We start from the raw sequence: 25,132 nt of genomic DNA, 5'->3' as shown, positions 1-25,132 counted from the left end.
CGATGACGGGCAATATCAAAACGATGCTGTTCGATTTGGACGGCACGATCATAGACACCAATGAGCTGATTATTCGGTCATTTATAGAATCGCTGCAAGGCTATGTGCCGGAAGATTTCGGAAGAGACCATATTATCCCGAGTATGGGAAATCCGCTTACCGATCAAATGAGGCTGTTCTCCGGACTTGAGGATGTAACGCATCTCGTAGCGGCTTATCGCGAGGTCAATTTGCGGCTGCACGATGAGTATGTCAAAGCATTCGACTACGTCAATGAGGTTATTGCAACGCTGCATGAGAAAAGTATTAAAATCGGCGTCGTGACGACCAAAATGCGGTTGACAACGGAGCGCGGCCTGAAATTCGTCGGACTTTACGACTATGTTGACGCCATCGTGACGATTGACGATGTCGTGAATCCGAAGCCGCATCCAGAGCCAGTCAGTAAAGCCATCGGGCTGCTTGGGGCGGATCCGGCCACGACGATCATGGTCGGCGACAGCATGGTGGATATTGAATCCGCCGTTGCTGCGGGCGCTGTTGCGGTTGGGGTTGCCTGGTCGCTAAAGGGCGAGCAGAAACTGAAGGCCGCGGGAGCCCATCACGTCATTCATGATATGCGCGATCTTTATTCTTTCGTAGGATTGGAGCGGGAGACGCTTGCGAAAAGTTGAACGATATCCAGTGGAGGGGCCGAACGCGCTGTGGCAGGTGTATTCGACTGTGAGCCGATTGAAATCGGTTCGCAATTTTATTTTTATACAGCTGGCGCGCTATTGTCCGATTCTTCCGCTCAAAAATTGGATTTACCGCCGTATACTCGGCATGAAGGTGGGCAAGCATACCGCATTTGCCTTAATGGTTATGGTCGATGTCTTCTTTCCTGAGCGTATATCGGTCGGCAATAATTCGATCATTGGATATAATACAACGATTCTGACGCATGAATATTTGATTAAGGAATATAGGCTTGGCGATGTGAAGATTGGATCGAATGTAATGATCGGCGCCAATTCGACGATTTTGCCAGGTATCACAATAGGCGATCATGCCGTGGTAGCGGCAGGCTCGCTCGTGCATAAGGATGTTCCGGCCTACGCCTTCGTAGGCGGAAATCCGATGCGGGAAATTAGGCGGAGCGAAATGGTTGTGCCTGCAGAGCTCGACGATCATGTGAGAAACATAATTAACTAAACAGGAAAGAGTCTCATCCGGACGAGGTGATTTTACTCGGGATGGGGCTTTCTTTTTTGGGGAGAGAAGGACGGATGTTCGCTTGACGAAGGCGCGATTTTCATGATAATATTACGACTAAACTCTTTAATTTGTTAGCATGGTAACATGGTAGCACTTTAATATACTAAAGCAATCGAAGGTGATAACGAATGTCTAAACCAAAAGTTTTTGAGAAGCCGATAGGCGTTAAAGATTATTTGCCGGGTGCAGTCGCCAAGCTGCGTCACATAGAGCGTCAAGTGCTTGCCTGCATGCAAGGCTGGGGCTATGAGCAAATTATGACGCCAACGATGGAATACTACGATACAGTGGGCGTAGCGAGCTCTACGTCGGATCAGAAATTGTTCAAGCTGCTGAACAATCGCGGAACGACGCTGGTGCTGCGTTCCGATATGACGGCCCCGATCGCGCGTGTCGTGTCTTCGTTATTGAAGCAATCCGATTTCCCGCAGCGTCTTTCTTACCATTCGAACGTGTTTCGGGCGATCGAAGAGGAAGCTGGCCGCGAGGCTGAATTTTTTCAAACGGGCGTAGAGCTTGTTGGCGATTCGTCGGCGGAGGCGGATGCGGAGGTTGTGGCGCTGGCGATTGCTTCCTTGAAGGCAGCCGGCGTGGACCGATTCAAGATTGCGATCGGGCATGTCGGGTTCCTGAACGGTTTATTGGAGGAGACTCTGCCAGGCCGCGTAGAGGCGCAGGAGCAGCTGAAGGGCTGCCTGCTTGGTCGCGATTATGTCGGGTACCGTCAGCAATTACGTGAGCTTTCGTTGGAAGAGCCGGTACAGCGCGAGCTGGAAGGCATTCTACGGTTGCGCGGCGGACAGGAGATTTGCGATCAGGCGCTGCAGCTTAGCGCGGATGCTACGGCTCAGGCGTCCATTCGCCATTTGTGCGAAATTTGGGATGTATTGAAGGCTTACGGGGTAAGCGAGTATGTGTTGATTGACCTGACGATGATCGGGGATTTCTCCTACTACACGGGGATGACGTTCGAGGGCTATGCGGCGGATCTTGGTTTCCCGGTCGTAAGCGGAGGACGATACGATAACCTGCTGGCTCAGTTCGGAAGACCGGCGCCGGCTACAGGCTTCGCGCTGAAGACGACCCGCGTGCTGGAGCTGCTTGGCGACAATGCGGAGAACGAAACGGTGAGGACACTTGTCGTTTATGATGCGGCTGGACGGACTGAGGCGCTTGCGAGAGCGCAGGAGCTGCGTGCAGAAGGCGTAAACGTGGTAACGGAGCGGGTGAATGAATGGAATGGCTTGTCGGTGGATACTGACGTGCAAAGGCCATTTGCGTATAAGGGTGTGAATTACGGGGCATTACTGCCGTTTACCGGAAAAGGAATGAAAGGAGGCAGCGCCAGATGAGCGGAGAGACAAGAGACATATTGAAAGTGGCGATGCCGAAGGGCCGCATCTACAAGCAGGCGTCGAAGTTGTTTCGCGAAGCGGGGCTGCCTATTCCGAGCGATTTCGATGATACGCGCAAGCTGATCATTGAGCTGCCTGAGGTAGGCATGGAGTTTATTATGGCGAAGCCGGTCGATGTGCCGACTTACGTGGAATATGGCGTAGCGGATATCGGAATCGTCGGCAAGGACGTTTTGATGGAGGAAAATAAGGATGTTTATGAGCTGCTGGATCTCGGTATCGCCAAATGCCGGATGTCGCTCATCGGCATGCCGGACTGGAAACCGACAATTAATCCGCGCGTCGCTACGAAATATCCGAACGTTGCTTCGGCGTATTTCCGCGAGCAAGGGCAGCAGGTTGAAGTTATTAAACTGAACGGCTCGATCGAGCTCGCGCCGATGATCGGACTTGCCGATCGTATTGTCGATATGGTGGAGACGGGCCAAACGCTGCGTGAGAACGGACTGGTGGAGATGGAATCGATCTTCGGCATTACGAGCCGTTTGATCGCCAATCGCGTAAGTTACCGGATGAAGAACGAAGCGATTCAAGGCTTGTGCGATCGGTTGCAGGAGACTTTAGCGGCGCGGGTGTAGACGAAAGTTGCATAACGGATGGGAGAGCGCAACAAGAACGAATGGGCAGGGTGAATTTATCGGCTGAAGCGTAATAGAGCGGATGCTTTAGGCAAAGCGATTAGGCGGAAGGAGTGGGCAATGTGCGGATAATGCGTGCAGAGCAGTTTGGTTTGAAGCGCGAGGTGGAGTATGGGACACCGGAGCAAAATGAAGCGGCCTTAAGGATCGTCGCAGACGTGAAGGCCGAAGGAGATGCGGCGCTGCTGCGGTATACGGAGCAGCATGACCGGGTGAAGCTGGATGCGGCGTCGCTCCGCGTGACGCAGCAGGAGATCGAGGCGGCGTATGGGCAGGTCGACGCCGCATTTCTCACGGCAATCCGCGAGGCGGCCGTGAATGTCCGGGTATTCCACGAGAAGCAGATGCGCACTTCGTGGATGGATCTGCAGCAGGACGGAACGCTGCTCGGGCAAATTATGCGACCGCTGAAGCGGGTCGGCGTTTATGTGCCCGGAGGCAAGGCGGCTTATCCGTCGTCCGTGCTGATGAACGTCATTCCGGCACAGGTGGCCGGCGTGCCGGAGATCGTAATGGTGACGCCGCCAGCGACCGGCGGCAAGGAGGGCATCGACCCGTATATTCTCGTAGCTGCCGCTGAGGCGGGCGTGAAGGAGATGTACCGGGTCGGGGGGGCTCAAGCGATAGCCGCGCTTGCGTACGGCACAGCTTCGATTGCTCCGGTCGACAAAATTTGCGGACCGGGTAATATTTATGTGGCGCTGGCGAAGCGCGCCGTGTTCGGCGCCGTCGATATCGACAGCATCGCCGGCCCGAGTGAAATCGTCGTGCTTGCCGACGATTCGGCAGATCCGGCGTATGCAGCCGCGGATCTGCTTTCGCAAGCCGAGCACGACGAGATGGCTTCGGCGATTTTGATCACGCCGTCGAAGCAGCTTGCGGAAGCGGTTGCTGCGGAGGTGGAGAGGCAGTTGTCTACGCTGCCGCGGCAGGACATTGCTCGCAAATCCATTGACAGCTACGGCGCGGTGCTGCTCGTCGATTCGCTTGACGAGGGAATCGACGTTGTGAATCAGTTAGCGCCCGAGCACCTTGAAATACTGACGGTCGATCCGATGCGCCTTCTCGGATTCATTCAGAATGCCGGAGCTATATTCCTCGGACCTTACAGCTCGGAACCGGTTGGAGACTATTTTGCCGGTCCGAATCACATTATCCCAACGAACGGCACAGCACGCTTCTCATCGCCGGTGAATGTCGACGATTTCTTGAAGAAATCGAGCTTGATCTATTACAGCAAAGAAGCGTTATTTGCAAACGGCGAGAAGATCATGACGCTGGCGCGTCATGAGGGACTGGAAGGCCACGCTCGCGCAATCGAGATCCGGTTGGAGAAAGAAAGTTAGTCAATATATTACTTATCAAGAAAGAAGGAATGAAAGTGGCGGAGAATAGAGTGCGCGAAGCGACAGTGGCGCGTAAGACGAATGAGACCGATATTAAGCTTACGTTTGCAGTTGATGGAACGGGAGAGGCGAAGATTGATACGGATGTGCCTTTCCTTAACCATATGCTTGATTTGTTTACGAAGCATGGCCAATTTAACTTGAACGTAGAAGCGCGCGGCGATATCGATATCGACGATCATCATACGGTAGAGGACATCGGGATTTGTATCGGGCAAACGCTTCGTGAAGCGCTTGGCGACAAACGCGGAATAAAGCGTTATGCCAGCGTGTTCGTACCAATGGATGAGGCGCTTGCGCAGGTTATCATTGATGTCAGCAACCGTCCGCATTTTGAGTACCGTGCAGAGTACCCGTCTGCTCAGGTTGGCAGCTTCTCCACGGAGCTTGTACATGAGTTTCTATGGAAGCTGGCGCTGGAGTCGCGCATTACGCTTCATGTTATCGTTCATTACGGCAAAAACACGCATCACATGATCGAAGCGGTGTTCAAGGCGCTGGGACGCGCGCTTGATGAAGCAACGAGCATTGATCCTCGCGTACAAGGAGTGCCTTCAACGAAAGGAGTGCTGTAATATGATCGCGATCATCGATTACGGCATGGGCAATCTGCACAGCGTGAGCAAGGCCGTCGAACGGCTTGGCTATGAAGCGGTTATTACCGCTGATCCGCAAACGATCGTAGAAGCGGACGGCGCGATTTTACCGGGAGTCGGCGCGTTCGGCGATGCGATGCAAAATTTGCGCGAAACGAAGCTGGACGAAGTGGCTAAGTTTTATGCCGCCTCCGGCAAGCCGATGCTTGGCATTTGCCTCGGCATGCAGCTGCTTTTCAGTGAAAGCGAGGAGTACGGCCTGAATGAGGGACTAAATTTATTGCCGGGGAAAGCAAGCCGATTCCAAGGCGACTACAAAGTGCCGCATATGGGCTGGAACAAGCTATCGTTTCTACAGGAAAAATCGCCGTTATTCAGCGGTCTGACGGAAGGCCATGTGTATTTCGTTCACTCGTTCCACGTTAAGCCTGAGCTTGAAAGCGATCTGCTTGCCACAACGGACTATCAACAGCAGGTGACGGCGATCGTCGGCCGCGGCAACTTGTACGGCATGCAGTTCCATCCGGAAAAAAGCGGTGAGCTCGGCATGCAGCTGCTTGGCAATTTTCTTGCGCTAACCGCAAAATAATACGCCTCGGACGTGAGCCGGAGGCCTCATAAATATGGATCAAGCTCCGTAAAACGAGCAAAAAAGGAGAGGGCGACATGCTGGCGAAACGTATCATTCCGTGTCTCGACGTGAAGGACGGCCGCGTGGTGAAGGGCGTTAATTTTGTTAACCTGCGCGATGCGGGCGATCCTGTCGAGCTTGCGGCCACCTATGACCGGGAGGGCGCGGATGAACTCGTATTTTTGGACATATCCGCCTCGGTCGAGGGACGCGCTACGATGATTGAGGTCGTCAAGCGGACGGCAGGCGAAATTACGATACCGTTCACGGTTGGCGGCGGCATATCCCATGTCGACGACATGAAGCGGCTGCTGCGGGCAGGCGCGGACAAAATCGGCATTAACACGGCCGCGGTGAAAAATCCGTCGCTCGTACAAGAAGGCTCGCGCAAATTCGGCTCGCAGTGTATTGTCGTTGCGATCGATGCGAAGTTCAATACGGAGTGGGGCGAGTGGGAGGTATACACGCATGGCGGACGCCAGACGACGGGTATCCGTGCGCTCGAATGGGCGCGCGAGGTTGAACGACTCGGAGCCGGCGAAATATTGCTGACAAGCATGGACGCGGACGGCACGAAGGACGGCTTCGACATTAAGCTGACGCAAGCGGTATCCGATTCGCTGGGCATCCCGGTTATCGCTTCCGGCGGAGCGGGACGAATCGAGCATTTTAATGATGTATTCAAATATGCACATGCGGATGCGGCGCTGGCGGCTACTATATTTCATTATAAAGAAATGACGATCCGTGAAGTGAAGGATGATTTGCGGCTGAAGGGAGTAGAGGTGCGTTGACGGAAACCAATCCAAGCGAGCTTTTGTCAAAAATAAAATGGGATGACGCCGGACTCGTCCCGGCCATCGTACAAGATGCGCAAAGCAAAGAAGTGCTTATGATGGCTTATATGAACAAAGAATCGCTTCAATTATCGGTAAAAAACGGTGTGACCTGGTTTTGGAGCCGTTCGCGCAACGAACTTTGGAACAAAGGGGCTACCAGCGGCCATACGCAGCGCATCGTTTCGATGGCGTATGACTGCGACGGCGACACGCTGCTCGTTAAGGTGGAGCAGAAGGGGCCGGCTTGCCATACGGGGCGGTACAGCTGCTTCTTTAATCCGATCGAGGTGATCGACCGGGCTGCAGACGAGGATCAAATGAAAGCAGACCGCTTCGAAACGCTTGGCCAGCTGGAAAGCGTAATTGCAGAGCGTTACGCGGAACGTCCGGAGGGCTCTTATACGACCTATTTATTCGATAAAGGCGTCGATAAAATTTTGAAAAAGGTCGGCGAAGAGGCGTCAGAGGTCATCATTGCAGCCAAAAATAAAGATAATGACGAGCTGCGCAGCGAGACCGGCGATCTGATATTCCATTTGATGGTGCTGCTCCGCGAGCGCGGGCTTCCGCTTGACGATGTAATCGGCGAGATCGAAAGCCGCCACGGCAAACCGACGACGAACAAAATGAGATAGAGGCGCATGTTCGCGGCCAAAGCCGCTCTAGGGCCGCGCTATAAAATTTTCGAGGAAGGCCGGTACGCATATGTTTATCGACTATCATACCCATCATGCCCGCTGCGGCCACGCTGTCGGCGAGCTGGAGGAATATGTACGAAAGGGCATAGAGATCGGCCTCGTGCAGATCGGACTCTCCGATCATATGCCTCTCCTGCATGTCGATCCTGCCGTTTATTATCCGGAAATGGCCATGCCGATGGAGGAGCTTCCCCGTTACGTGGAGGAGTGTTTAAACCTCAAGGAAAAGTATAAAGGGCAAATTGATGTCCGTATCGGGCTTGAGGGCGATTATATCGAAGGCTGCGAGGAGCAGATCGAAGCTATCGTGAAAGCATACCCGTGGGATTATGTCATTGGCTCGGTGCATTTTCTGGGGGAGTGGGACATTACGGACTTCAGGCAAACGCATGGCTGGGAAAGCCGTGACCGTATGGCCGTATACGAGCAGTATTACGATGCGGTTTGCAAAGCCGCTGCAACGGGATTCTACGATTACATCGGACATATCGACGTGATTAAGCGGTTCGGCTTTCAGCCGGAGGGCAATGTGACGCATTTGGAAAATGCGGCGCTGGAGGCGGTTAAGCGGCATGGCCTCGCGATCGAGCTTAATGCTTCAGGCCTCCGGACGCCTGCCGCGGAGATGTTCCCGAGCCGCCGGATGCTGGAATATGCGCATAAGCTGGGCATTCCGCTCACGGTCGGTTCGGACGCGCATCAGCCCGAAAGACTCGGTCAATATTTAGAGCAAGCGCGTGCGCTGCTGAGAGAAGTCGGATATACGCAGCTGGCGACATTTAATTGTCGAAAATTAATGCTAATTGATTTTTGAATTATTGTAAAATCAATGTATAATATAGATGATCAAACAAGCTTTGTCGAAAAATGTGACAAGGACGAGAACACAGGTTCAGTTAAATTAATTGGTTTAACGCTCAGGAGGGTATCATGTTAAGCGACAAGGTGCGTATTTTTTCGGGTTCGTCTAATCCGGTATTGGCTCAGAAAATTAGTGCAGAGCTTGGTCTGACGCTAGGTGCGATCAAGATGTCCCGTTTCAAAAGCGGTGAGATTTACGTGCATTACGAGGAAACGATTCGGAATTGCGACGTGTTTCTCGTACAATCCTTCTCTCATCCGATTAACGAGCATTTTGTCGAATTGCTCATCATGATCGATGCGGCGAAGCGTGCTTCCGCTAGAACGGTCAACATTATCATGCCTTATTACGGTTATGCGCGTCAGGAGCGCAAAGCGGCACCGCGTGAGCCGATCTCAGCGAAAATGCTGGCGGATGTGCTCACGACTGTCGGCGCGAACCGCGTCATTACAATCGACCTGCATGCTCCGGCTATTCAAGGTTTCTTCAACATTCCGGTCGATCATATGACGGCGCTTGATCTTATCAGCGATTACCTGAAATCGAAAAACATTAAAAATCCGGTTGTCGTATCCCCGGATGCAGGCCGCGCTTCTACTGCAGAGAAGCTTGCGAACTACTTGGATACTTCGTTCGCGATCATGATCAAGAAACGTCCTGCGCATAATGAATCGGTTATTACCCATGTCATCGGCGACGTTGAAGGTCAAACTCCCATTATTATCGAGGATTTGATTGACACGGGCTCGACGATCGTCAATGTTGTGGAAAGCCTGAAGGAACGCGGCGCAGAGGATGTTTACGTATGCGCGACGCACCCGCTGTTCTCCGGCTCGGCCATTGAGCGTTTGGATCATCCAAATATTAAAGAAGTCATCGTTACCGATTCGATCAGCTTGCCGGACTCAACGCCGGAACGCTTTAAAGTGCTTTCAGTCGCGCCGCTGCTTGCGGAAGCAACCCGCATCATTTTGGAAGGCGGCTCCATCAGCACCTTGTTCAAAAGCAGCGGTGTTTAATCGTCTGCCGGCTGCCGCATGGCTTGGAATTGAATAGTTATGCTGCGGGAAATCGCGGGCGGTGCATATGCCGTTCGCGATTTTCCCACATATTCTTTCGTGTTAGGATGGGCGCTGCTATGGTATAATCGTAGAAAATCGGAAGTAACGGGAGGTGCCTTGCGGATGAAGGGAAAGAAACGTGTTGCCGTAGATCAACAGACGAAAGTCATACCGGTTCAATGGGACGCCACGTTTTTTTTCGAGCGTGCGGTTCGGTCGCTGGATCGATTCCATTATGACAAGGCACTTAAATATTTTCGTCGCGCCGTCGAATACGAACCGGACAATCCGGTAAACCATTGCAACATGGCCGGCATTCTTTCTGAAATGGGCAATTACGAGGAATCGAATCGGATTTTGGGCTGGGTCGTCGGCGAGCTCGATCCGACGATGACGGAATGTCATTTTTACATGGCGAACAATTTTGCCAATATGGAGCAATACGAAGCGGCCGAGGGCTCGCTTATTCAATATTTGGAGGAGGATGCGGAGGGCCAATTTCTTGATGAAGCCGAAGAAATGATGGATCTGCTGCATTTTGAATTAGAGAGACCTACGCGCCTAACCAATATTAAGTCCCGCGAGGGCATGGTCGAGCATGATCAGGCCCGGACGCTGCTCGAGGAAGGCAAGTTTACAGAGGCCGTCCGCATTCTGGAGCAAATTATAGAAAGTCAGCCTGAATTTCTGGCAGCCCGCAACAACTTGGCGCTGGCCTATTACTACATGGGCATGTTCGAGAAAGCGATGGAGACGATTCAAGAGGTGCTGGAGCTCGAACCGGGCAACCTGCATGCGCTTTGCAACCTTGCGATCTTCTATCAGCATGCGAACGACCAGCAAAGCTTAAAGCCGCTGCTCGAACTGCTGCGCAAGACGGCGCCGTTCCATCAAGAGCATGTGTTTAAATTAGCGACAACAATGGGCATCTTAGGAGAACATGGAGCTGCTTATAAGCACTTCATTCGTCTGCTGAAGGATACCGAGCTTCATCAGGATCCTTGCTTATATCACTACGCAGCGGTCGCGGCTTGCAATATCGGAAGATTGCAGGAAGCGGAGCGATTATGGAAGCAGACGATCAAGCTCGATCCGGTATCCGGCATTCCGCACTATTATATGGAGCAGCTCGAGCTCGTTCGAAACGGCGAGCAGTCGGCTTCGATTAGTTATCACTACCATTTGCCGTTTGAGGAGCAATTCAAGCTGTGGGAAAAATCATCGGACGGCATCCCGGATCATTTGAAGCGCGATCCGCTCGTTCGATCGTCCTTTTTCTGGGCGCTTCGCCATGGCGACCAGCACACGAAGCTGCAGGTTATTCAGGCACTTGGCATGATCGCCGATAACGAAGTGAAGGACGTATTACGAACGTTTCTGCTTGAACAGGACGAGGATGATTATTTAAAACGGATAGCGATTTTCGTTCTGCGGACCATTGGAGTTCAAGAGCCGCTGCATGCCGTACTGGAAGGAAAGGCTGCGATTATCGAGCCGAATCGCGTGCCGTCGCGGCTGCCGGTATGGGAAGATAAATGGCAGGCAGTAGTGGAGGCTGCGCTGGGATGCATGAGCAAGCAGTACGATCTTGTTCAGCAGCATGATTTAATGACGCTTTGGGTAGAGTTTCTGTCGCGTGTGTATCCGGACGTTCCGAAGCTTACGAAGCCGGAGAGCTGGGCAGCCGCGCTTGAATATTTGACAGCTAAGATGCATCGGCGGGCGATTTCCTATCATGAGGTGTCGGTACGTTACGGCACATCGATCTCTACCGTCAGCAAAAACGTAAAGACAATCGATGAGGTTTGCGGCATTAAAGAGAAGATGAAGTCCATAAGCTCCGTCTTCTCCGCGGAGGAAATTCAAGATGATTAAACTATTTACGAGGTGAACTGCATGTACAAATCGATTATTATCGGTACCGGCCCAGCCGGTCTTACTGCGGCTATCTATTTAGCCCGCGCCAACATGAGCCCGCTTATTATTGAAGGTCCCGAGCCGGGCGGACAGCTGACGACAACGACCGAGGTGGAGAACTTCCCCGGTTTTCCAGAAGGCATCATGGGTCCGGAGCTCATGGAAAATATGCGCAAGCAAGCCGAGCGCTTCGGCGCGAAGTTTATTACAGGCTGGGTAAATAGCGTGAATATGTCCGAACGCCCGTTCAAGCTTCAAGTGGAGGGCCATGGTGAATTGGTTGGCGAAAGTTTGATTATTTCCACCGGCGCATCGGCTAAGTATCTCGGCATACCTGGAGAGAAAGAAAACGTAGGGCGCGGCGTAAGTACTTGCGCTACCTGTGACGGCTTCTTCTTCCGCGGCAAAAAAATTATCGTGGTAGGCGGCGGCGACTCCGCTATGGAGGAAGCTAGCTTCCTGACTCGATTTGCGACCAAAGTAGAGCTTGTTAACCGTCGCGACGAGCTTCGCGCTTCAAAAATCATGCAGGACCGCGCCCGCGAGAACGAGAAAATTAGCTGGAGCCTGAATCGTACGCCGGTTGAGGTAGTAGCAAGCGGCATGGGCGTTACTGGACTTAAGGTTCGCGATAATGCGACGGGCGAGGAGGATGTCATCGAAACCGACGGCATCTTCATAGCCATCGGGCATACGCCGAATACGAAATTTCTTGGCGGACAAATCGATACGGATGAACACGGCTACATAATCGTTAAACCGGGCACCTCCGAAACGAATGTACCGGGCGTATTCGCATGCGGCGACGTGCAGGACAGCAAATATCGCCAAGCCATTACGGCAGCCGGCAGCGGCTGCATGGCCGCGCTTGATTGTGAAAGATTTCTGGAAGGCGCCGTTACGCATGACTGGAGCAAATCGCTTTAATAATTGGCGGACCGCATCATAACGATACAGAAGGGGCTATACCGGCAAAGCTTTATGGCTTGAAGGTATAGCCTTTTAAATAGCTTGGAATGCCCGATTTGCCCGAATCTCGCTATCTTGACCGCAGGGTAAAGGAAAGCTTATAGTGTTACAGAGAAGATTAACATATTGATGAGGTGGACTAGTGATGTCTGAAAAGATTTACGTTGGAGTCGATGTCGGCGGAACGGCTATTAAGGTTGGCATTTGCAATGCGGACGGGCAATTGCTCAAAACGTATGAAGGACCGACGGAAGCGAGTAAAGGAACGGACACTATCCTTCAAAATATCGCAAAGTACGCGCAGCAAATCGTAGAGGAATCCGATTACGATTGGGAGAAGGTTGACGGCATCGGCGTTGGCATTGCCGGATTCCTGGATATTCCGAACGGTATCGTAAAGTTTGCTCCTAACCTGAAAATTGAAAACGTAAATTTGAAAGCGTATTTGGAGCAAGCGCTGAACAAGACGGTCAAGGTCAACAATGACGCAAACGTTGCAGCGTTAGGCGAAGCTTGGGGCGGTGCGGGCAAAGGCGTCGCCCACTGTGTATGCTACACGCTTGGAACAGGCGTAGGCGGCGGAATTATTATAGATGAAAAAATTGTTGAGGGTTTTGCAGGGATGGCAGGGGAGCTTGGCCATATGGCAATTGTGCCGGATCTGGAAGCCATTCAATGCGGCTGCGGCAAAATGGGCTGCCTGGAGACGGTATCTTCAGCGACCGGAATTATTCGCATGGCCAAGGATGCGGTAGAACGCGGCGACCGAACCTCGCTTTCGCAGGTGGAGAACATTATGGCGAAGGATGTGCTCGATGCCGCTAAGGCTGGCGATGAGGTAGCGACTCGCATCGTTAACCGCGCCGCTTATTATTTAGGCAAGTCGATGGCTATGCTCGCGATTATTCTTAATCCGCAATACTTCATCATCGGCGGCGGCGTGTCGAAAGCAGGCGATTTCTTGTTCGACCAAATTCGCGAAGTATTCGAGAAGTATACACAGGATCAAGCGAAAGAAAACGTGAAGATCGTTGCGGCAACGCTAGGCAATAACGCTGGCGTAGTAGGCGCGGCTGGTCTTATTTTGAGAGGCTGACAAAGTAATTTCGCATTCGCAAACGTTAAAATGATGCTTATGAAGCTGGTTTTGCATTCGCAAGACCTGAAGGAGGTTTTCTCTTGGAAACGGCGGCAACTGTAGCGAAGCTTGTCATTATTACCGGGATGTCGGGCGCGGGCAAGACCATTGCTGTCCAAAGCCTTGAGGATCTCGGCTTCTTCTGCGTGGATAACTTGCCACCTGTTCTTATACCGAAATTTGCCGAGCTAATCGAGCAATCGAAAGGTAAGATTGGAAAAGTCGCGCTCGTTATAGATTTACGTGGCAGAGAATTTTTCACGGCGTTATCGGAGTCGTTAACCTACATCAAAGACCACTACACGATCAGCTGTGAAATTTTATTTCTGGATGCCACCGACGAGGTGCTGGTTCAGCGTTATAAGGAAAGCCGTCGTCGTCATCCGCTTGCCCCGGATGGCATGCCGCTTGAAGGCATTCGCAATGAAAGACGCCTGTTGGAGGATCTCAAAGGCTCAGCGTCGCAGGTTATCGATACAAGCATTTTGAAGCCCGCTCATTTGAAGGAACGGATTATTACGCATTTTACGAATCAAGAGCAGAATAGTCTCTCTATTAACGTAACATCCTTCGGCTTCAAATACGGCATTCCGATTGATGCCGACCTTATCTATGACGTTCGCTTCTTGCCTAATCCGCATTATGTTGAGCATTTGCGTCCTAACACCGGGCAAAACCCTGATGTATATGACTATGTCATGAAATGGCCTGAGACGCAACAGTTTCTAACCAAGCTGTTAGATATGCTGCATTTCCTAATACCCCTTTACGGTAAGGAAGGGAAAAGTCAGGTTGTTATCGGTATTGGCTGTACAGGCGGCAAGCATCGCTCCGTAGCCATTGCCGAATATTTGGGACGCATGCTCGGAAGCAGCGATACGGAGCGTGTTCGTGTCAGCCATCGTGATTCCGATCGTGACAAGCATTGACGGGGTGAAGCGATGCAGAATAGAAATAAAATATTGAGGCGGCCGAAAATCGTCGTGATCGGCGGGGGTACGGGTTTATCCGTCATGCTGCGGGGTCTGAAGGAGAAGCCGCTCGATATTACCGCTATCGTAACGGTAGCCGATGATGGAGGAAGCTCGGGCATTCTCCGCAATGAGCTGCAAATACCGCCTCCCGGAGATATTCGCAACGTTCTGATGGCGCTGGCAGATGCGGAACCGCTGCTGACTGAAGTGCTTCAATATCGTTTTAAGAGTGTGCCTGGGCTTGCAGGCCATAGCCTCGGCAATCTCATGCTGGCAGCCATGACGGATATATCGGGCGATTTCGTAACGGGAATTCGCGAGTTAAGCCGCGTGCTTGCTGTGCGGGGACGGGTGCTTCCTGCGGCAGGCCAGGCCATCGTGCTGAAGGCTGAAATGGCGGATGGCTCTGTCGTAACGGGAGAATCGATGATACCGAAGGCTGGTCAGAGGATAAAAAGGGTGTTTTTAGAGCCGACAGACGTAGAACCATTGGAGGAAGCGGTCGAAGCCATTGAGCAAGCGGACGCGATATTAATCGGTCCGGGAAGCTTATATACGAGTATCATTCCTAATCTGCTCGTACCGAAGCTGGCGACCGCTATAGTGGAGTCCGAAGCCGTAAAGCTGTTCGTATGCAATGTGATGACGCAGCCAGGAGAAACGGATAATTACTCGGTGGGCGATCATTTGGATGCGATTCATGCGCATATCGGTCATCATTTATTCGATTACGTCATTGTGAACGATGGAGAAATCCCTCCGCAAATTGAAAGCAAATATGCGGAAAAGGGCGCGAAGGCCGTTCATCTTGATTTGGATGCGGTAACCGAAAAGGGCTATAATGTAATTGCTGACCGTCTTGTGCTGTTCCGAACTTTTTTGCGGCATGATGCCGAACGTTTAAGCCATCATATATATAAACTGGTTGAGAACTGGATGTTACGAAAGAGGTGATTTACGATGTCTTTTGCGGCGCAAACGAAAAAAGAGCTGACATTAATTGAAGCGGATAGCTGCTGCGAGAGAGCGGAGCTGTCGGCGCTTATACGAATGAATGGCTCGGTTAGCGTATCCAGCCGCAAAGTCGTTTTGGACATCTCAACGGAAAATGCGGCCATTGCCAGAAGAATTTATTCCCTGCTCAAAAAGCATTACAAGGTGCATATAGAGCTGCTCGTACGCAAAAAAATGAGACTCAAAAAAAATAATGTGTATATCGTACGTATACCGGCAGGCGTACAGGAAATATTAAGTGAGCTCAAGATCGTATCAGAGGGGTTTATGTTCAACCTCGGCATCGATAAGGAAATTATTCGCAAGCCATGCTGCAAACGCTCGTATTTGCGCGGCGCTTTCCTGGCTGGCGGGTCTGTCAACAATCCGGAAGGCTCCTCGTACCACTTGGAAATATCGTCGATGTATCAGGAGCATTGCGAAGCGCTGGTTGATCTTGCGAATAAATTTGAATTAAATGCCAGATGCATTGAACGGAAAAAGGGTTTTATCTTCTACATCAAAGAGGGCGAGAAAATCATCGAGCTTCTGAATATTATCGGCGCGCATCAGGCGTTATTCAAGTTTGAGGATGTCAGAATTATGCGCGATATGCGCAATTCGGTCAACCGGATCGTCAACTGCGAAACGGCTAACTTGAACAAAACGATCGGTGCAGCTGTTCGTCAGATTGAGAATATCAAGCTGCTGCAAAGAGAAGTGGGTCTGGAGAGCTTGCCGGACAAATTGAAAGAGGTTGCGGAAATCAGACTGCAGCATCCGGATATGAACTTGACGGAGGTCGGCGAGATGCTTGGCGGTAAGGTTAGTAAGTCAGGCGTAAATCATCGATTGCGCAAAATTGACGAACTCGCGGAAAAAATCCGCGGACTCTGACCTTTTAACCTAGTGTATCAGCTGGTATAATGATATAATAATTTAAAATGGCTTTTTTTTCACATGGCATGATAATGATTTAGTAAAATATAGGGGGTATGGTTTCCATGACAAGGCTTCCGGTTGTCGTTCGTCTAAAGACGGGACTTCATGCAAGACCTGCAGCATTATTCGTACAAGAAGCGAACAAATTTTCCTCCGAAGTATTTGTTGAGAAAGACGACAAGAAAGTAAATGCCAAATCCATTATGGGAATTATGAGCTTGGCGATCAGCTCCGGCACTGAAGTATCCATTAGTGCAGAAGGTTCGGACGCAGAGCAGGCTGTAAACGCTTTAGTCGCCTTAGTCAGCAAAGAAGAGCTGGAAAATCAATAAAGGCTGTAAATGAGAAGGGGAGTTAACAACAAAAAAAGGCTGCCTCTTGGTCATCGTCGATGACTTTGAAGGCAGTCTTTTTTTTGTTGAATGTGGCCGATTAGATAAGCTTCTCGATGACTTTGTCCACAAGTCCATATTCTCTTGCTTCCTCGGCGCTCATGAAGTAATCGCGATCGGTATCCTTCTCGATACGATCGAGCGGCTGACCGCTGCGGTCTGCCAGGATGCCGTTTAGCTTGTCGCGCATCTTGAGGATGCGGCGAGCCCGAATTTCAATGTCGCTGGCCTGGCCTTCAGCTCCGCCCAGCGGCTGGTGAATCATCACTTCGCTGTTCGGAAGCGCATATCGTTTGCCTTTGGCGCCTGCGGTAAGCAGGAAGGCACCCATAGAAGCGGCCATGCCTACGCAAATGGTGGACACGTCCGGTTTAATATATTGCATCGTATCGTAGATAGCCATACCTGCTGTGATCGAACCGCCCGGGCTGTTGATATAGAGCGAAATGTCCTTCTCAGGATCATCGGCAGCCAGGAATAGCATTTGAGCGATGATGGAGTTGGCCACCACGTCATTTACACCGGATCCGAGAAAAATAATACGGTCTTTCAATAGGCGAGAGTAAATGTCATACGCACGCTCACCCCGATTGTTTTGCTCAATAACCATAGGAACGAAATTCATATCCAACGCAAGCCCCCTCCTCAACAACTATGAATGGTTAAATCGTAATCCCATAATAACGGATGAAAACTCAAAAGTCAAAGATAGTCAAACAGGTCTGTAGATGCCAAAAATAAAAACCGCTCCAGCGTATAGGAACGGTTTGTCTGTATCATTATAGGTGTTGGGTAAGTATAATGGCGCGCCCGCTAGGAATCGAACCTAGATCTCAGGCTCCGGAGGCCTACGTCATATCCATTGGACCACGGGCGCAAAAACAGTAGCAAAAATTATTATATGACATTACGGGTTTTAATGCAAGTAAACTTGAAAAATAAAATTTGTGAAAAATGTGACGGAAACCGTTTTCAAATGAAAAACGGCTATTGCTACAATCCGGCATTTCCGATAAACTATTGGTGGGACTCGAAATGATACCTCGGGACAGAAATCGTCCAGCAGGTATGGATCGAATACGCAAGAGGCCGGGTGGAGTGAAGGATAAGAAATGAGTCAGATCGTTGAACTGCAGCAGCAGCTTGTGCCGGATCTGCTCGACGTCATGAAGAAGCGGTATTCGATCCTTCATCAGGTAATGCTTTCGGATTTGATCGGGCGCCGAACGTTGGCGTCGGCATTATCGATGACGGAGCGCATGCTTCGGGCGGAAACCGATTTTCTGAAATCGCAAGGACTGCTCGAGATTCATTCGGGGGGCATGCGAATTAGCGATTCAGGCAAGCTTTTATTGGAACAGCTTGAACCCTTTTACAAAACGATGTTTGGTTTATCTGAGCTGGAGGAAACGATTCGCAGCCATTTTGGCTTATCGCAGGTCGTTATCGTTGCAGGTGATTCCGAGACGTCGGCGCAGACGAAGCGCGAGCTTGGCCGGGCGGGCTGCCAGGTGCTGAACAAGGTCATGCGTCCAAACGACGTCGTGGCAGTAACGGGCGGTACGACAACCGCTCAAGTATCGAGTCAATTGGTTTCGAATACGCCGCTCAAGACGAACTGGTTTGTGCCGGCCAGAGGCGGCCTGGGAGAAAGCTTGGATTATCAGGCAAATACGATTGCTTCCACGATGGCGAAGCGAACGGGAGCGCAGTATCGGCTGTTACATGTGCCTGACCATTTGGGCGAGGAAGCCTTCGCTTCTATTATGCAGGAGCCGAACATCCGGGAAATTGTGGCTGTCATTCGCAGTGCCCGCATCGTTATACACGGAATCGGAGACGCTATAGTCATGGCAAGGCGCAGGCGGTTAGACGGCGAGATTATCGATGCGATGCAAGCGGAAGGCGCATTAGCGGAGTCATTCGGTTTTTATTTTGACCGCAAAGGCACAGTCGTGCACAAAATGCAGACAGTGGGGTTACGGCTCGAGGATATTGTGAACACTGAAGTTGTCATTGGCGTTGCCGGCGGCAAAAGCAAGGGCGAGGCAATAGCGGCCGTCATGCGCTTCGGACACAACGATGTATTGGTAACGGATGAAGCTGCGGCGCTGGAAATACTAGCCCTGATCGGGCAAGAAAAGCAGTAAGCGGCAAGCTTGGAGTATGAGGAATCATGATGAATTGCCAGCGGCTTAGGCCTTACTTGCAAGACATCTTGAAATATATATAGCAATCTTTCAAAAACGCTTAGGAGGAAACAACAAATGGTTAAAGTTGGTATTAATGGTTTTGGTCGCATCGGCCGTAATGTATTCCGCGCAGCACTGGGTAATCCGAACGTAGAAATCGTAGCCGTAAATGATCTTACAGATACGGCAACGCTTGCACATCTTTTGAAATACGATACGACTCACGGTCAGCTTGATGGCACTGTTGAAGCTAAAGAAGGCGCGCTTATCGTAAACGGCCGCGAAATCAAAGTATTCGCAGAGCGCAACCCTGCAGATCTTCCATGGGGATCCGTCGGCGTAGAAATCGTAGTTGAATCGACTGGTATTTTCACAGCGAAAGAAAAAGCTGAGCTTCACTTGAAGGGCGGCGCTAAAAAAGTTATCATCTCCGCACCTGCAACGAACGAAGATATCACTGTTGTTATCGGCGTTAACGAAGACAAGTACGACCCTGCGGCACATACCATTATTTCCAACGCTTCTTGCACAACGAACTGCCTTGCTCCTTTCGCAAAAGTATTGAACGACAAATTCGGTATCGTTAAAGGTATGATGACAACAACTCACTCGTACACAAACGACCAATCCGTACTTGACGTTCCTCACAAAGACTTGCGTCGTGCTCGTGCAGCTGCTGAGAACATCATTCCTTCATCCACTGGCGCAGCGAAAGCTGTTGCACTTGTACTTCCTGAGCTAAAAGGCAAATTGAACGGTATGGCTATGCGTGTTCCAACACCTAACGTTTCCGTAACTGACCTTGTAGCTGAACTGAAAGTTAACGTAACCGTTGAAGAAGTTAACGCTGCATTCAAAGATGCTTCCGAAGGTCCTTTGAAAGGCATCTTGAACTACAATGAATTGCCGCTTGTATCGAGCGACTACAATAGCGACCCAGCTTCCTCCACAATCGACGGTCTGTCGACAATGGTTGTTGAAGGAAATATGGTTAAAGTGATTTCCTGGTACGACAACGAGTGGGGCTACTCGAACCGCGTAGTTGATCTTGCTGCTTACATCGCAAGCAAAGGTCTGTAAGCAAAGAAGGCGGACGGACCGCGGCTCTGTGCGTGCGGAGCTAAGGTTCTTGGTTTGCGGCTCTTAGAGGCCGCTGACCAAAGGTCGTTCCTTCTTTGAAGGAACGACCTTCTTTTTTTGCTGTCCTAATCTATACCTTTCCACAACCATTATCCGGGAGGTTTTCATCAATGAATAAAAAAAGTGTGCGTGACGTAGCAGAATTAGCTGGTAAACGGGTATTTGTCCGCGTTGATTTCAACGTGCCGCTTGAAGACGGTAAAATTACGGATGACAAACGGATTCGCGAGACGCTGCCTACGATTAATTTCTTGATCGAAAAAGGCGCTAAAGTCATTCTTGCGAGCCATCTTGGCCGTCCGAACGGTCAAGTCGTAGAAGAGCTTCGCCACACGGCATCCGCAGTGCGTCTCTCCGAGCTTCTGGGCAAACAAGTGACTAAGGCTAACGAAGCGATCGGCGCAGCAGTAGAAGCGCAGGCAGCGGCTTTGAACAACGGCGATGTCCTCTTGCTTGAAAACGTACGCTTCTACGAAGGCGAAGAGAAAAACGACCCGGAGCTGGCGAAACAATTCGCGAAGCTGGCTGACTTGTTCGTCAACGACGCTTTCGGCGCAGCGCACCGCGCTCACGCTTCGACTGAAGGCATTGCGCACCTGCTGCCGGCTGTATCGGGTCTGCTAATGGAAAGAGAGCTTGAAGTACTAGGCAAAGCGCTTAACAACCCTGAGCGTCCTTTCACAGCGATTGTCGGCGGATCGAAAGTAAAAGACAAAATTGCGGTTATCGACAAAATGCTTGAAATTGCGGACAACATCATTATCGGCGGCGGCTTGTCTTATACGTTCTTCAAAGCGCAAGGCCATGAAATCGGCAAATCGCTGGTAGATAACAGCAAGCTTGATCTGGCGCTTGAGTTCATCGAGAAAGCAAAAAAATTGGGTAAAAACTTCTTGATCCCGGTTGATATCGTCGTAACGGACGATTTCAGCGCAAATGCAAACACGCAAATCGTTGACGTTGACGGCATTCCTGCTGAATGGGAAGGCATCGACATCGGACCGAAAACGCGCGAGCTGTATGCGGATGTTATCAAAAACTCGAAATTGGTCGTTTGGAACGGACCGATGGGCGTATTCGAAATCGAGCCATTCTCCCACGGTACGCTGGCAGTTGCCCGCGCGACTGCAGAAACGGCTGGTTACACCGTTATCGGCGGCGGCGATTCGGCTGCAGCAGCCGAGAAATTTGGCTTAGCTGACAAAATGGATTTCATTTCGACTGGCGGCGGCGCTTCCCTGGAATTCATGGAAGGCAAAGTACTTCCAGGCGTAGTAGCACTTAACGAAAAATAATAGGAGGGAATACACATGAGCACAAGAACACCGATTATTGCTGGCAACTGGAAAATGTTCAAAACCGTTTCCGAAGCGGTAACTTTTTTCTCCGAAATAAAAGGGAAAGCCGAGGTGGACGGCGTAGAGAGCGTAATCTGCGCGCCTTACACGACGCTTCCTGCACTGGTTGAAGCGGCAAAAGGAACTTCGATCGCGATCGGCGCTCAAAACGTTCACTTCGAGGATAACGGCGCATTTACGGGCGAAATCAGCGGCGTTATGCTGAAGGATCTTGGCGTGAAATACGTGATCATCGGTCACTCCGAGCGTCGCGCTTACTTTGCGGAATCCGATGAGATCGTAAACAAGAAGGTTCACGCATCGTTCAAAAACGGCTTGCTGCCAATCGTCTGTGTAGGCGAGAAGCTGGAAGAGCGCGAAGCGGGACAAACGAAGGACGTATGCAAAGTGCAAACGGAAGCGGCCTTCCAAGGCCTTTCTGCAGCGCAAGCAGCTGAAGTCGTTATCGCATACGAGCCAATCTGGGCGATCGGAACAGGCAAATCTTCGACTTCCGAAGATGCACAAGACGTTATCGGATTTATTCGCGGCGTTGTTGCCGGTCTTTACGATCAAGCAACGGCTGAGGCGGTTCGCATTCAATACGGCGGCAGCGTTAAGCCAAACAATGTGGCTGAATATATGGGTCAAGCGGACATCGACGGCGCTCTTGTCGGCGGCGCGAGCTTAGAGCCTGCATCGTATATCGCACTGGTCGAGGGGGCCAAGTAAGATGGCTTCACCGAAACCGGTAGCACTTATTATTCTTGACGGCTTCGGCTTGCGCGATGATGTAACGGGCAATGCCGTAGCACAAGCCAATAAACCAAACTACGACCGGTTCTGGTCGACTTACCCGCATACGACATTGACGGCAGCGGGCGAAGCGGTTGGTTTGCCTGAAGGCCAAATGGGCAACTCCGAGGTTGGTCATTTGAACATCGGCGCAGGGCGTATCGTGTACCAGGATTTGACGCGGATCAGCAAATCGATTCGCGATGGCGAATTTTTCGATAACGAGACGATTCTCGGCGCGATCAAACATGTAAAAGCGAATAGCAAAAAGCTTCACCTGTACGGCTTGCTCTCCGACGGCGGCGTACACAGCCACATTGCTCATTTGTTCGCCTTGCTTGAACTGGCAAAGAAGGAAGAGCTTGAGGAAGTTTACATTCATGCCTTTCTCGACGGACGCGACGTGTCCCCGGACAGCGCTAAGGGCTACCTGGAGCAGCTGCAAGCGAGAATCGAAGAGGTTGGCGTAGGCCGCATCGCAACAGTCCAAGGCCGTTACTATGCAATGGACCGCGACAAGCGCTGGGAGCGTACGGAGAAATCCTACCGCGCTATGGTTTACGGCGAAGGCCCGCAATATTTCGATCCGATTCAAGCGGTAGTTGAATCCTACGAGAAATCGGTTTATGATGAATTCGTTATGCCAACGGTTATCGTTGAGGGAGAGAACAAACCGGTAGGTCTCGTCGAATCCGGGGATGCGGTTATTTTCTTCAACTTCCGTCCCGATCGCGCGATTCAATTATCGCAAGTGTTCACGAACGAAGACTTCCGCGGCTTCGATCGCGGCGGAAACCATCCGGTTAACCTGCATTTCGTCTGCTTGACGTTATTCAGTGAAACGGTTGGCGGGTTCGTCGCGTATTCACCAAAGAACCTGGATAATACGCTTGGCGAAGTACTTACGCAAAACAACAAGACGCAATTACGTACAGCTGAAACGGAAAAATATCCGCATGTGACGTTTTTCTTCAGCGGCGGACGCGATGAAGAGCTTCCTGGTGAAACTCGCGTGCTGATCAACTCGCCGAAGGTCGCAACGTACGATCTGCAGCCTGAGATGAGCGCGTACGAGCTTGCGGAATCTACAGTCCGCGAGATTGAATCGGACAAGCATGACGCCATCATACTGAACTTCGCTAACCCTGATATGGTAGGTCACTCCGGCATGCTGGAGCCAACGATCAAGGCAGTCGAAGCGACAGATGATTGTCTGGGCAAAGTCGTGGAAGCGGTGCTTGCCAAAGGCGGCGTTTGCATCATCACGGCTGACCACGGCAACGCGGATATGGTATTCGACGAGAATGGCCGTCCTTTTACCGCACATACGACAAATCCGGTTCCTCTCATCATTACGAAAGCGGGCGAGACGCTTCGCGAAGGCGGCATCCTTGCCGATATCGCGCCAACGTTCCTGGATTTGATGGAGCTGGCTAAGCCGAAGGAAATGACAGGCACGACACTTATCAACAAGTAAGCAGAACGTAAAACAACTAAACCCATAAAGGAGTGTTTTCTCTCATGTCAATTATCGTTGATGTATACGCACGCGAAGTGCTGGATTCCCGCGGGAATCCAACCGTAGAAGTAGAGGTTTCCCTGGAGTCCGGCGGCAAAGGCCGCGCAATCGTGCCATCCGGCGCTTCCACCGGCGCATACGAGGCTGTTGAGCTTCGTGACGGCGACAAATCCCGTTACCTTGGCAAAGGCGTTCTGAAAGCCGTTGAAAATGTAAACACGGAAATTGCTCCTGAAATTATCGGCTTGGATGCTCTTGATCAAGTAGCTATCGACCGTAAAATGATCGAGCTTGACGGTACGCCAAACAAAGCGAAGCTTGGCGCTAACGCGATCCTGGCTGTATCGATGGCTGTAGCCCGCGCAGCTGCTGACGCGCTTGATGTTCCGCTTTACACTTACCTTGGCGGATTCAACGCTAAGACGCTTCCGGTTCCAATGATGAACATCATCAACGGCGGCGAGCACGCTGACAACAACATCGACGTGCAAGAATTCATGGTTCTTCCGGTTGGTGCTGAAAGCTTCAAAGAAGCGCTTCGTATCGGCGCTGAAATCTTCCACAACCTGAAAGCTGTATTGCATGACAAAGGTCTTAACACAGCAGTAGGCGACGAAGGCGGCTTCGCTCCTAACCTTGGTTCCAACGAAGAAGCGATTACAACAATCATCTCCGCTATCGAGCGCGCAGGCTACAAGCCGGGCGTTGATGTATTCCTCGGTATGGACGTTGCTTCGACTGAGTTTTTCAAAGACGGCAAATACGTGCTTGCAGGCGAAGGCAAATCGTTCACGTCGGCTGAGTTCGTTGATCTTCTCGCTTCGTGGGTGGATAAATACCCAATCGTATCGATCGAAGACGGCTGCTCCGAAGATGACTGGGATGGCTGGAAATTGCTTACTGACAAGCTTGGAAGCAAAGTACAGCTTGTCGGCGACGATCTGTTCGTAACGAACACAGAGCGTTTATACGACGGCATCGAGAAGGGCGTAGGCAACTCCATTCTTGTTAAAGTTAACCAAATCGGTACGCTTACTGAAACGTTCGACGCGATCGAAATGGCAAAACGCGCTGGTTACACAGCGGTTATCTCCCACCGTTCCGGTGAAAGCGAAGACAGCACGATCGCTGACATCGCAGTAGCTACGAACGCCGGCCAAATCAAAACAGGCGCACCGTCCCGTACGGACCGCGTTGCAAAATACAACCAATTGCTCCGCATTGAGGATCAGCTTGGCTCGACTGCTCAATACGGCGGCAAAAAAGCATTTTACAACTTGAAAAACTTCAAATAAGACGTATAGTTTCTGCTTGCGGCTTATCGGGAAGGGCATGTCCTTTAGCGGGGCATGCTCTTCTTTTTTTGGACGGTATTGTTAATGGAAGGGAATTCAAAGGTTGTCCTATTGTAATCTGTACCC

The 25,132-nt window shown here is 51.1% G+C and carries 25 protein-coding genes and 1 tRNA gene; 24 read left to right on the top strand and 2 right to left on the bottom strand.

Going from position 1 to position 25,132, the window contains the following annotated elements:
- Positions 1–2 precede the first annotated feature (2 nt).
- The 18 genes from ppaX (at position 3) to L1N85_RS18700 (ending at position 16,668) form a co-directional block, all read left to right on the top strand.
- Positions 3–674 (top strand): pyrophosphatase PpaX, encoded by a 672-nt coding sequence (ppaX, locus tag L1N85_RS18785; protein ID WP_235240582.1) that lies wholly within the window; start codon positions 3–5, stop codon positions 672–674.
- Positions 661–1,194, top strand: a complete 534-nt coding sequence (locus L1N85_RS18780) for an acyltransferase (protein WP_235240581.1) — start codon at positions 661–663, stop codon at positions 1,192–1,194. The genes ppaX and L1N85_RS18780 overlap by 14 nt, the downstream gene beginning before the upstream one ends.
- A gap of 191 nt (positions 1,195–1,385) precedes the next feature.
- Positions 1,386–2,609, top strand: coding sequence for an ATP phosphoribosyltransferase regulatory subunit (locus L1N85_RS18775; protein ID WP_235240580.1), 1,224 nt, complete (start codon positions 1,386–1,388; stop codon positions 2,607–2,609).
- Positions 2,606–3,250, top strand: a complete 645-nt coding sequence (gene hisG, locus L1N85_RS18770; protein WP_235240579.1) for an ATP phosphoribosyltransferase — start codon at positions 2,606–2,608, stop codon at positions 3,248–3,250. Before L1N85_RS18775 ends, hisG begins: the two co-directional genes overlap by 4 nt.
- A 131-nt stretch (positions 3,251–3,381) precedes the next feature.
- Positions 3,382–4,656 (top strand): histidinol dehydrogenase, encoded by a 1,275-nt coding sequence (hisD, locus tag L1N85_RS18765; protein WP_268818363.1) that lies wholly within the window; start codon positions 3,382–3,384, stop codon positions 4,654–4,656.
- 35 nt (positions 4,657–4,691) lie between these two features.
- The gene (hisB, locus tag L1N85_RS18760) at positions 4,692–5,291 is read left to right on the top strand and encodes an imidazoleglycerol-phosphate dehydratase HisB (RefSeq protein WP_328285244.1); all 600 of its coding nucleotides are present in this window, start codon (positions 4,692–4,694) and stop codon (positions 5,289–5,291) included.
- A 1-nt stretch (position 5,292) separates the two neighbouring features.
- Complete coding sequence (hisH, locus tag L1N85_RS18755; RefSeq protein ID WP_235240577.1) at positions 5,293–5,901, top strand: imidazole glycerol phosphate synthase subunit HisH; 609 nt, start codon at positions 5,293–5,295, stop codon at positions 5,899–5,901.
- Between the two features lie 77 nt (positions 5,902–5,978).
- Positions 5,979–6,737 carry an imidazole glycerol phosphate synthase subunit HisF gene (gene hisF / locus L1N85_RS18750; RefSeq protein ID WP_235240576.1) on the top strand — a complete coding sequence of 253 codons (759 nt, stop codon included), beginning with the start codon at positions 5,979–5,981 and terminating at the stop codon, positions 6,735–6,737.
- Positions 6,734–7,417 carry a bifunctional phosphoribosyl-AMP cyclohydrolase/phosphoribosyl-ATP diphosphatase HisIE gene (gene hisIE, locus L1N85_RS18745; protein ID WP_235240575.1) on the top strand — a complete coding sequence of 228 codons (684 nt, stop codon included), beginning with the start codon at positions 6,734–6,736 and terminating at the stop codon, positions 7,415–7,417. The genes hisF and hisIE overlap by 4 nt, the downstream gene beginning before the upstream one ends.
- Positions 7,418–7,487: 70 nt before the next feature.
- Complete coding sequence (gene hisJ, locus L1N85_RS18740; RefSeq protein ID WP_235240574.1) at positions 7,488–8,294, top strand: histidinol-phosphatase HisJ; 807 nt, start codon at positions 7,488–7,490, stop codon at positions 8,292–8,294.
- Positions 8,295–8,410: 116 nt separating this feature from the next.
- Entirely contained in the window at positions 8,411–9,361 is a 951-nt protein-coding gene (locus L1N85_RS18735) for a ribose-phosphate diphosphokinase (RefSeq protein WP_235240573.1), read from the top strand.
- 165 nt (positions 9,362–9,526) lie between these two features.
- Entirely contained in the window at positions 9,527–11,278 is a 1,752-nt protein-coding gene (locus tag L1N85_RS18730; RefSeq protein ID WP_235240572.1) for a tetratricopeptide repeat protein, read from the top strand.
- Between the two features lie 21 nt (positions 11,279–11,299).
- On the top strand, positions 11,300–12,247 hold the full coding sequence (trxB, locus tag L1N85_RS18725; RefSeq protein WP_235240571.1) for a thioredoxin-disulfide reductase: 948 nt from the start codon (positions 11,300–11,302) through the stop codon (positions 12,245–12,247).
- 187 nt (positions 12,248–12,434) lie between these two features.
- Positions 12,435–13,385, top strand: a complete 951-nt coding sequence (locus L1N85_RS18720) for an ROK family glucokinase (protein ID WP_235240570.1) — start codon at positions 12,435–12,437, stop codon at positions 13,383–13,385.
- Positions 13,386–13,468: 83 nt separating this feature from the next.
- Positions 13,469–14,356 carry an RNase adapter RapZ gene (gene rapZ, locus L1N85_RS18715; protein WP_268818360.1) on the top strand — a complete coding sequence of 296 codons (888 nt, stop codon included), beginning with the start codon at positions 13,469–13,471 and terminating at the stop codon, positions 14,354–14,356.
- Positions 14,357–14,368: 12 nt separating this feature from the next.
- Positions 14,369–15,355, top strand: coding sequence for a gluconeogenesis factor YvcK family protein (locus tag L1N85_RS18710; protein ID WP_268818359.1), 987 nt, complete (start codon positions 14,369–14,371; stop codon positions 15,353–15,355).
- 6 nt (positions 15,356–15,361) lie between these two features.
- Complete coding sequence (gene whiA / locus L1N85_RS18705; protein ID WP_235240569.1) at positions 15,362–16,291, top strand: DNA-binding protein WhiA; 930 nt, start codon at positions 15,362–15,364, stop codon at positions 16,289–16,291.
- Positions 16,292–16,398: 107 nt separating this feature from the next.
- Positions 16,399–16,668 carry an HPr family phosphocarrier protein gene (locus L1N85_RS18700; RefSeq protein ID WP_028609180.1) on the top strand — a complete coding sequence of 90 codons (270 nt, stop codon included), beginning with the start codon at positions 16,399–16,401 and terminating at the stop codon, positions 16,666–16,668.
- A gap of 100 nt (positions 16,669–16,768) precedes the next feature.
- Here L1N85_RS18700 and clpP read toward each other — a convergent pair whose 3' ends face one another.
- Both clpP and L1N85_RS18690 read right to left on the bottom strand, forming a co-directional pair.
- Positions 16,769–17,353, bottom strand: a complete 585-nt coding sequence (clpP, locus tag L1N85_RS18695; protein WP_235240591.1) for an ATP-dependent Clp endopeptidase proteolytic subunit ClpP — start codon at positions 17,351–17,353, stop codon at positions 16,769–16,771.
- A gap of 177 nt (positions 17,354–17,530) precedes the next feature.
- Positions 17,531–17,605 (bottom strand) — tRNA-Arg (locus L1N85_RS18690).
- 235 nt (positions 17,606–17,840) lie between these two features.
- On the opposite strand from L1N85_RS18690, the gene L1N85_RS18685 reads away from it, so the two are divergent.
- From L1N85_RS18685 to eno, 6 genes are all read left to right on the top strand, one after another.
- Positions 17,841–18,878, top strand: a complete 1,038-nt coding sequence (locus L1N85_RS18685) for a sugar-binding transcriptional regulator (protein WP_235240568.1) — start codon at positions 17,841–17,843, stop codon at positions 18,876–18,878.
- A gap of 117 nt (positions 18,879–18,995) precedes the next feature.
- Entirely contained in the window at positions 18,996–20,000 is a 1,005-nt protein-coding gene (gene gap / locus L1N85_RS18680; RefSeq protein WP_235240567.1) for a type I glyceraldehyde-3-phosphate dehydrogenase, read from the top strand.
- A gap of 170 nt (positions 20,001–20,170) precedes the next feature.
- Positions 20,171–21,355, top strand: a complete 1,185-nt coding sequence (locus L1N85_RS18675; protein WP_235240566.1) for a phosphoglycerate kinase — start codon at positions 20,171–20,173, stop codon at positions 21,353–21,355.
- A 15-nt stretch (positions 21,356–21,370) separates the two neighbouring features.
- Positions 21,371–22,129, top strand: coding sequence for a triose-phosphate isomerase (gene tpiA / locus L1N85_RS18670; RefSeq protein ID WP_235240565.1), 759 nt, complete (start codon positions 21,371–21,373; stop codon positions 22,127–22,129).
- Between the two features lies 1 nt (position 22,130).
- The gene (gene gpmI, locus L1N85_RS18665) at positions 22,131–23,669 is read left to right on the top strand and encodes a 2,3-bisphosphoglycerate-independent phosphoglycerate mutase (RefSeq protein ID WP_235240564.1); all 1,539 of its coding nucleotides are present in this window, start codon (positions 22,131–22,133) and stop codon (positions 23,667–23,669) included.
- A gap of 44 nt (positions 23,670–23,713) precedes the next feature.
- Positions 23,714–25,006, top strand: a complete 1,293-nt coding sequence (gene eno, locus L1N85_RS18660; RefSeq protein WP_235240563.1) for a phosphopyruvate hydratase — start codon at positions 23,714–23,716, stop codon at positions 25,004–25,006.
- Positions 25,007–25,132: the final 126 nt, after the last annotated feature.

This window comes from Paenibacillus alkaliterrae (assembly GCF_021532375.1).
GTDB classification, from domain to species: domain Bacteria; phylum Bacillota; class Bacilli; order Paenibacillales; family Paenibacillaceae; genus Pristimantibacillus; species Pristimantibacillus alkaliterrae.
This window is presented reverse-complemented; position numbering and strand designations above follow the sequence as displayed.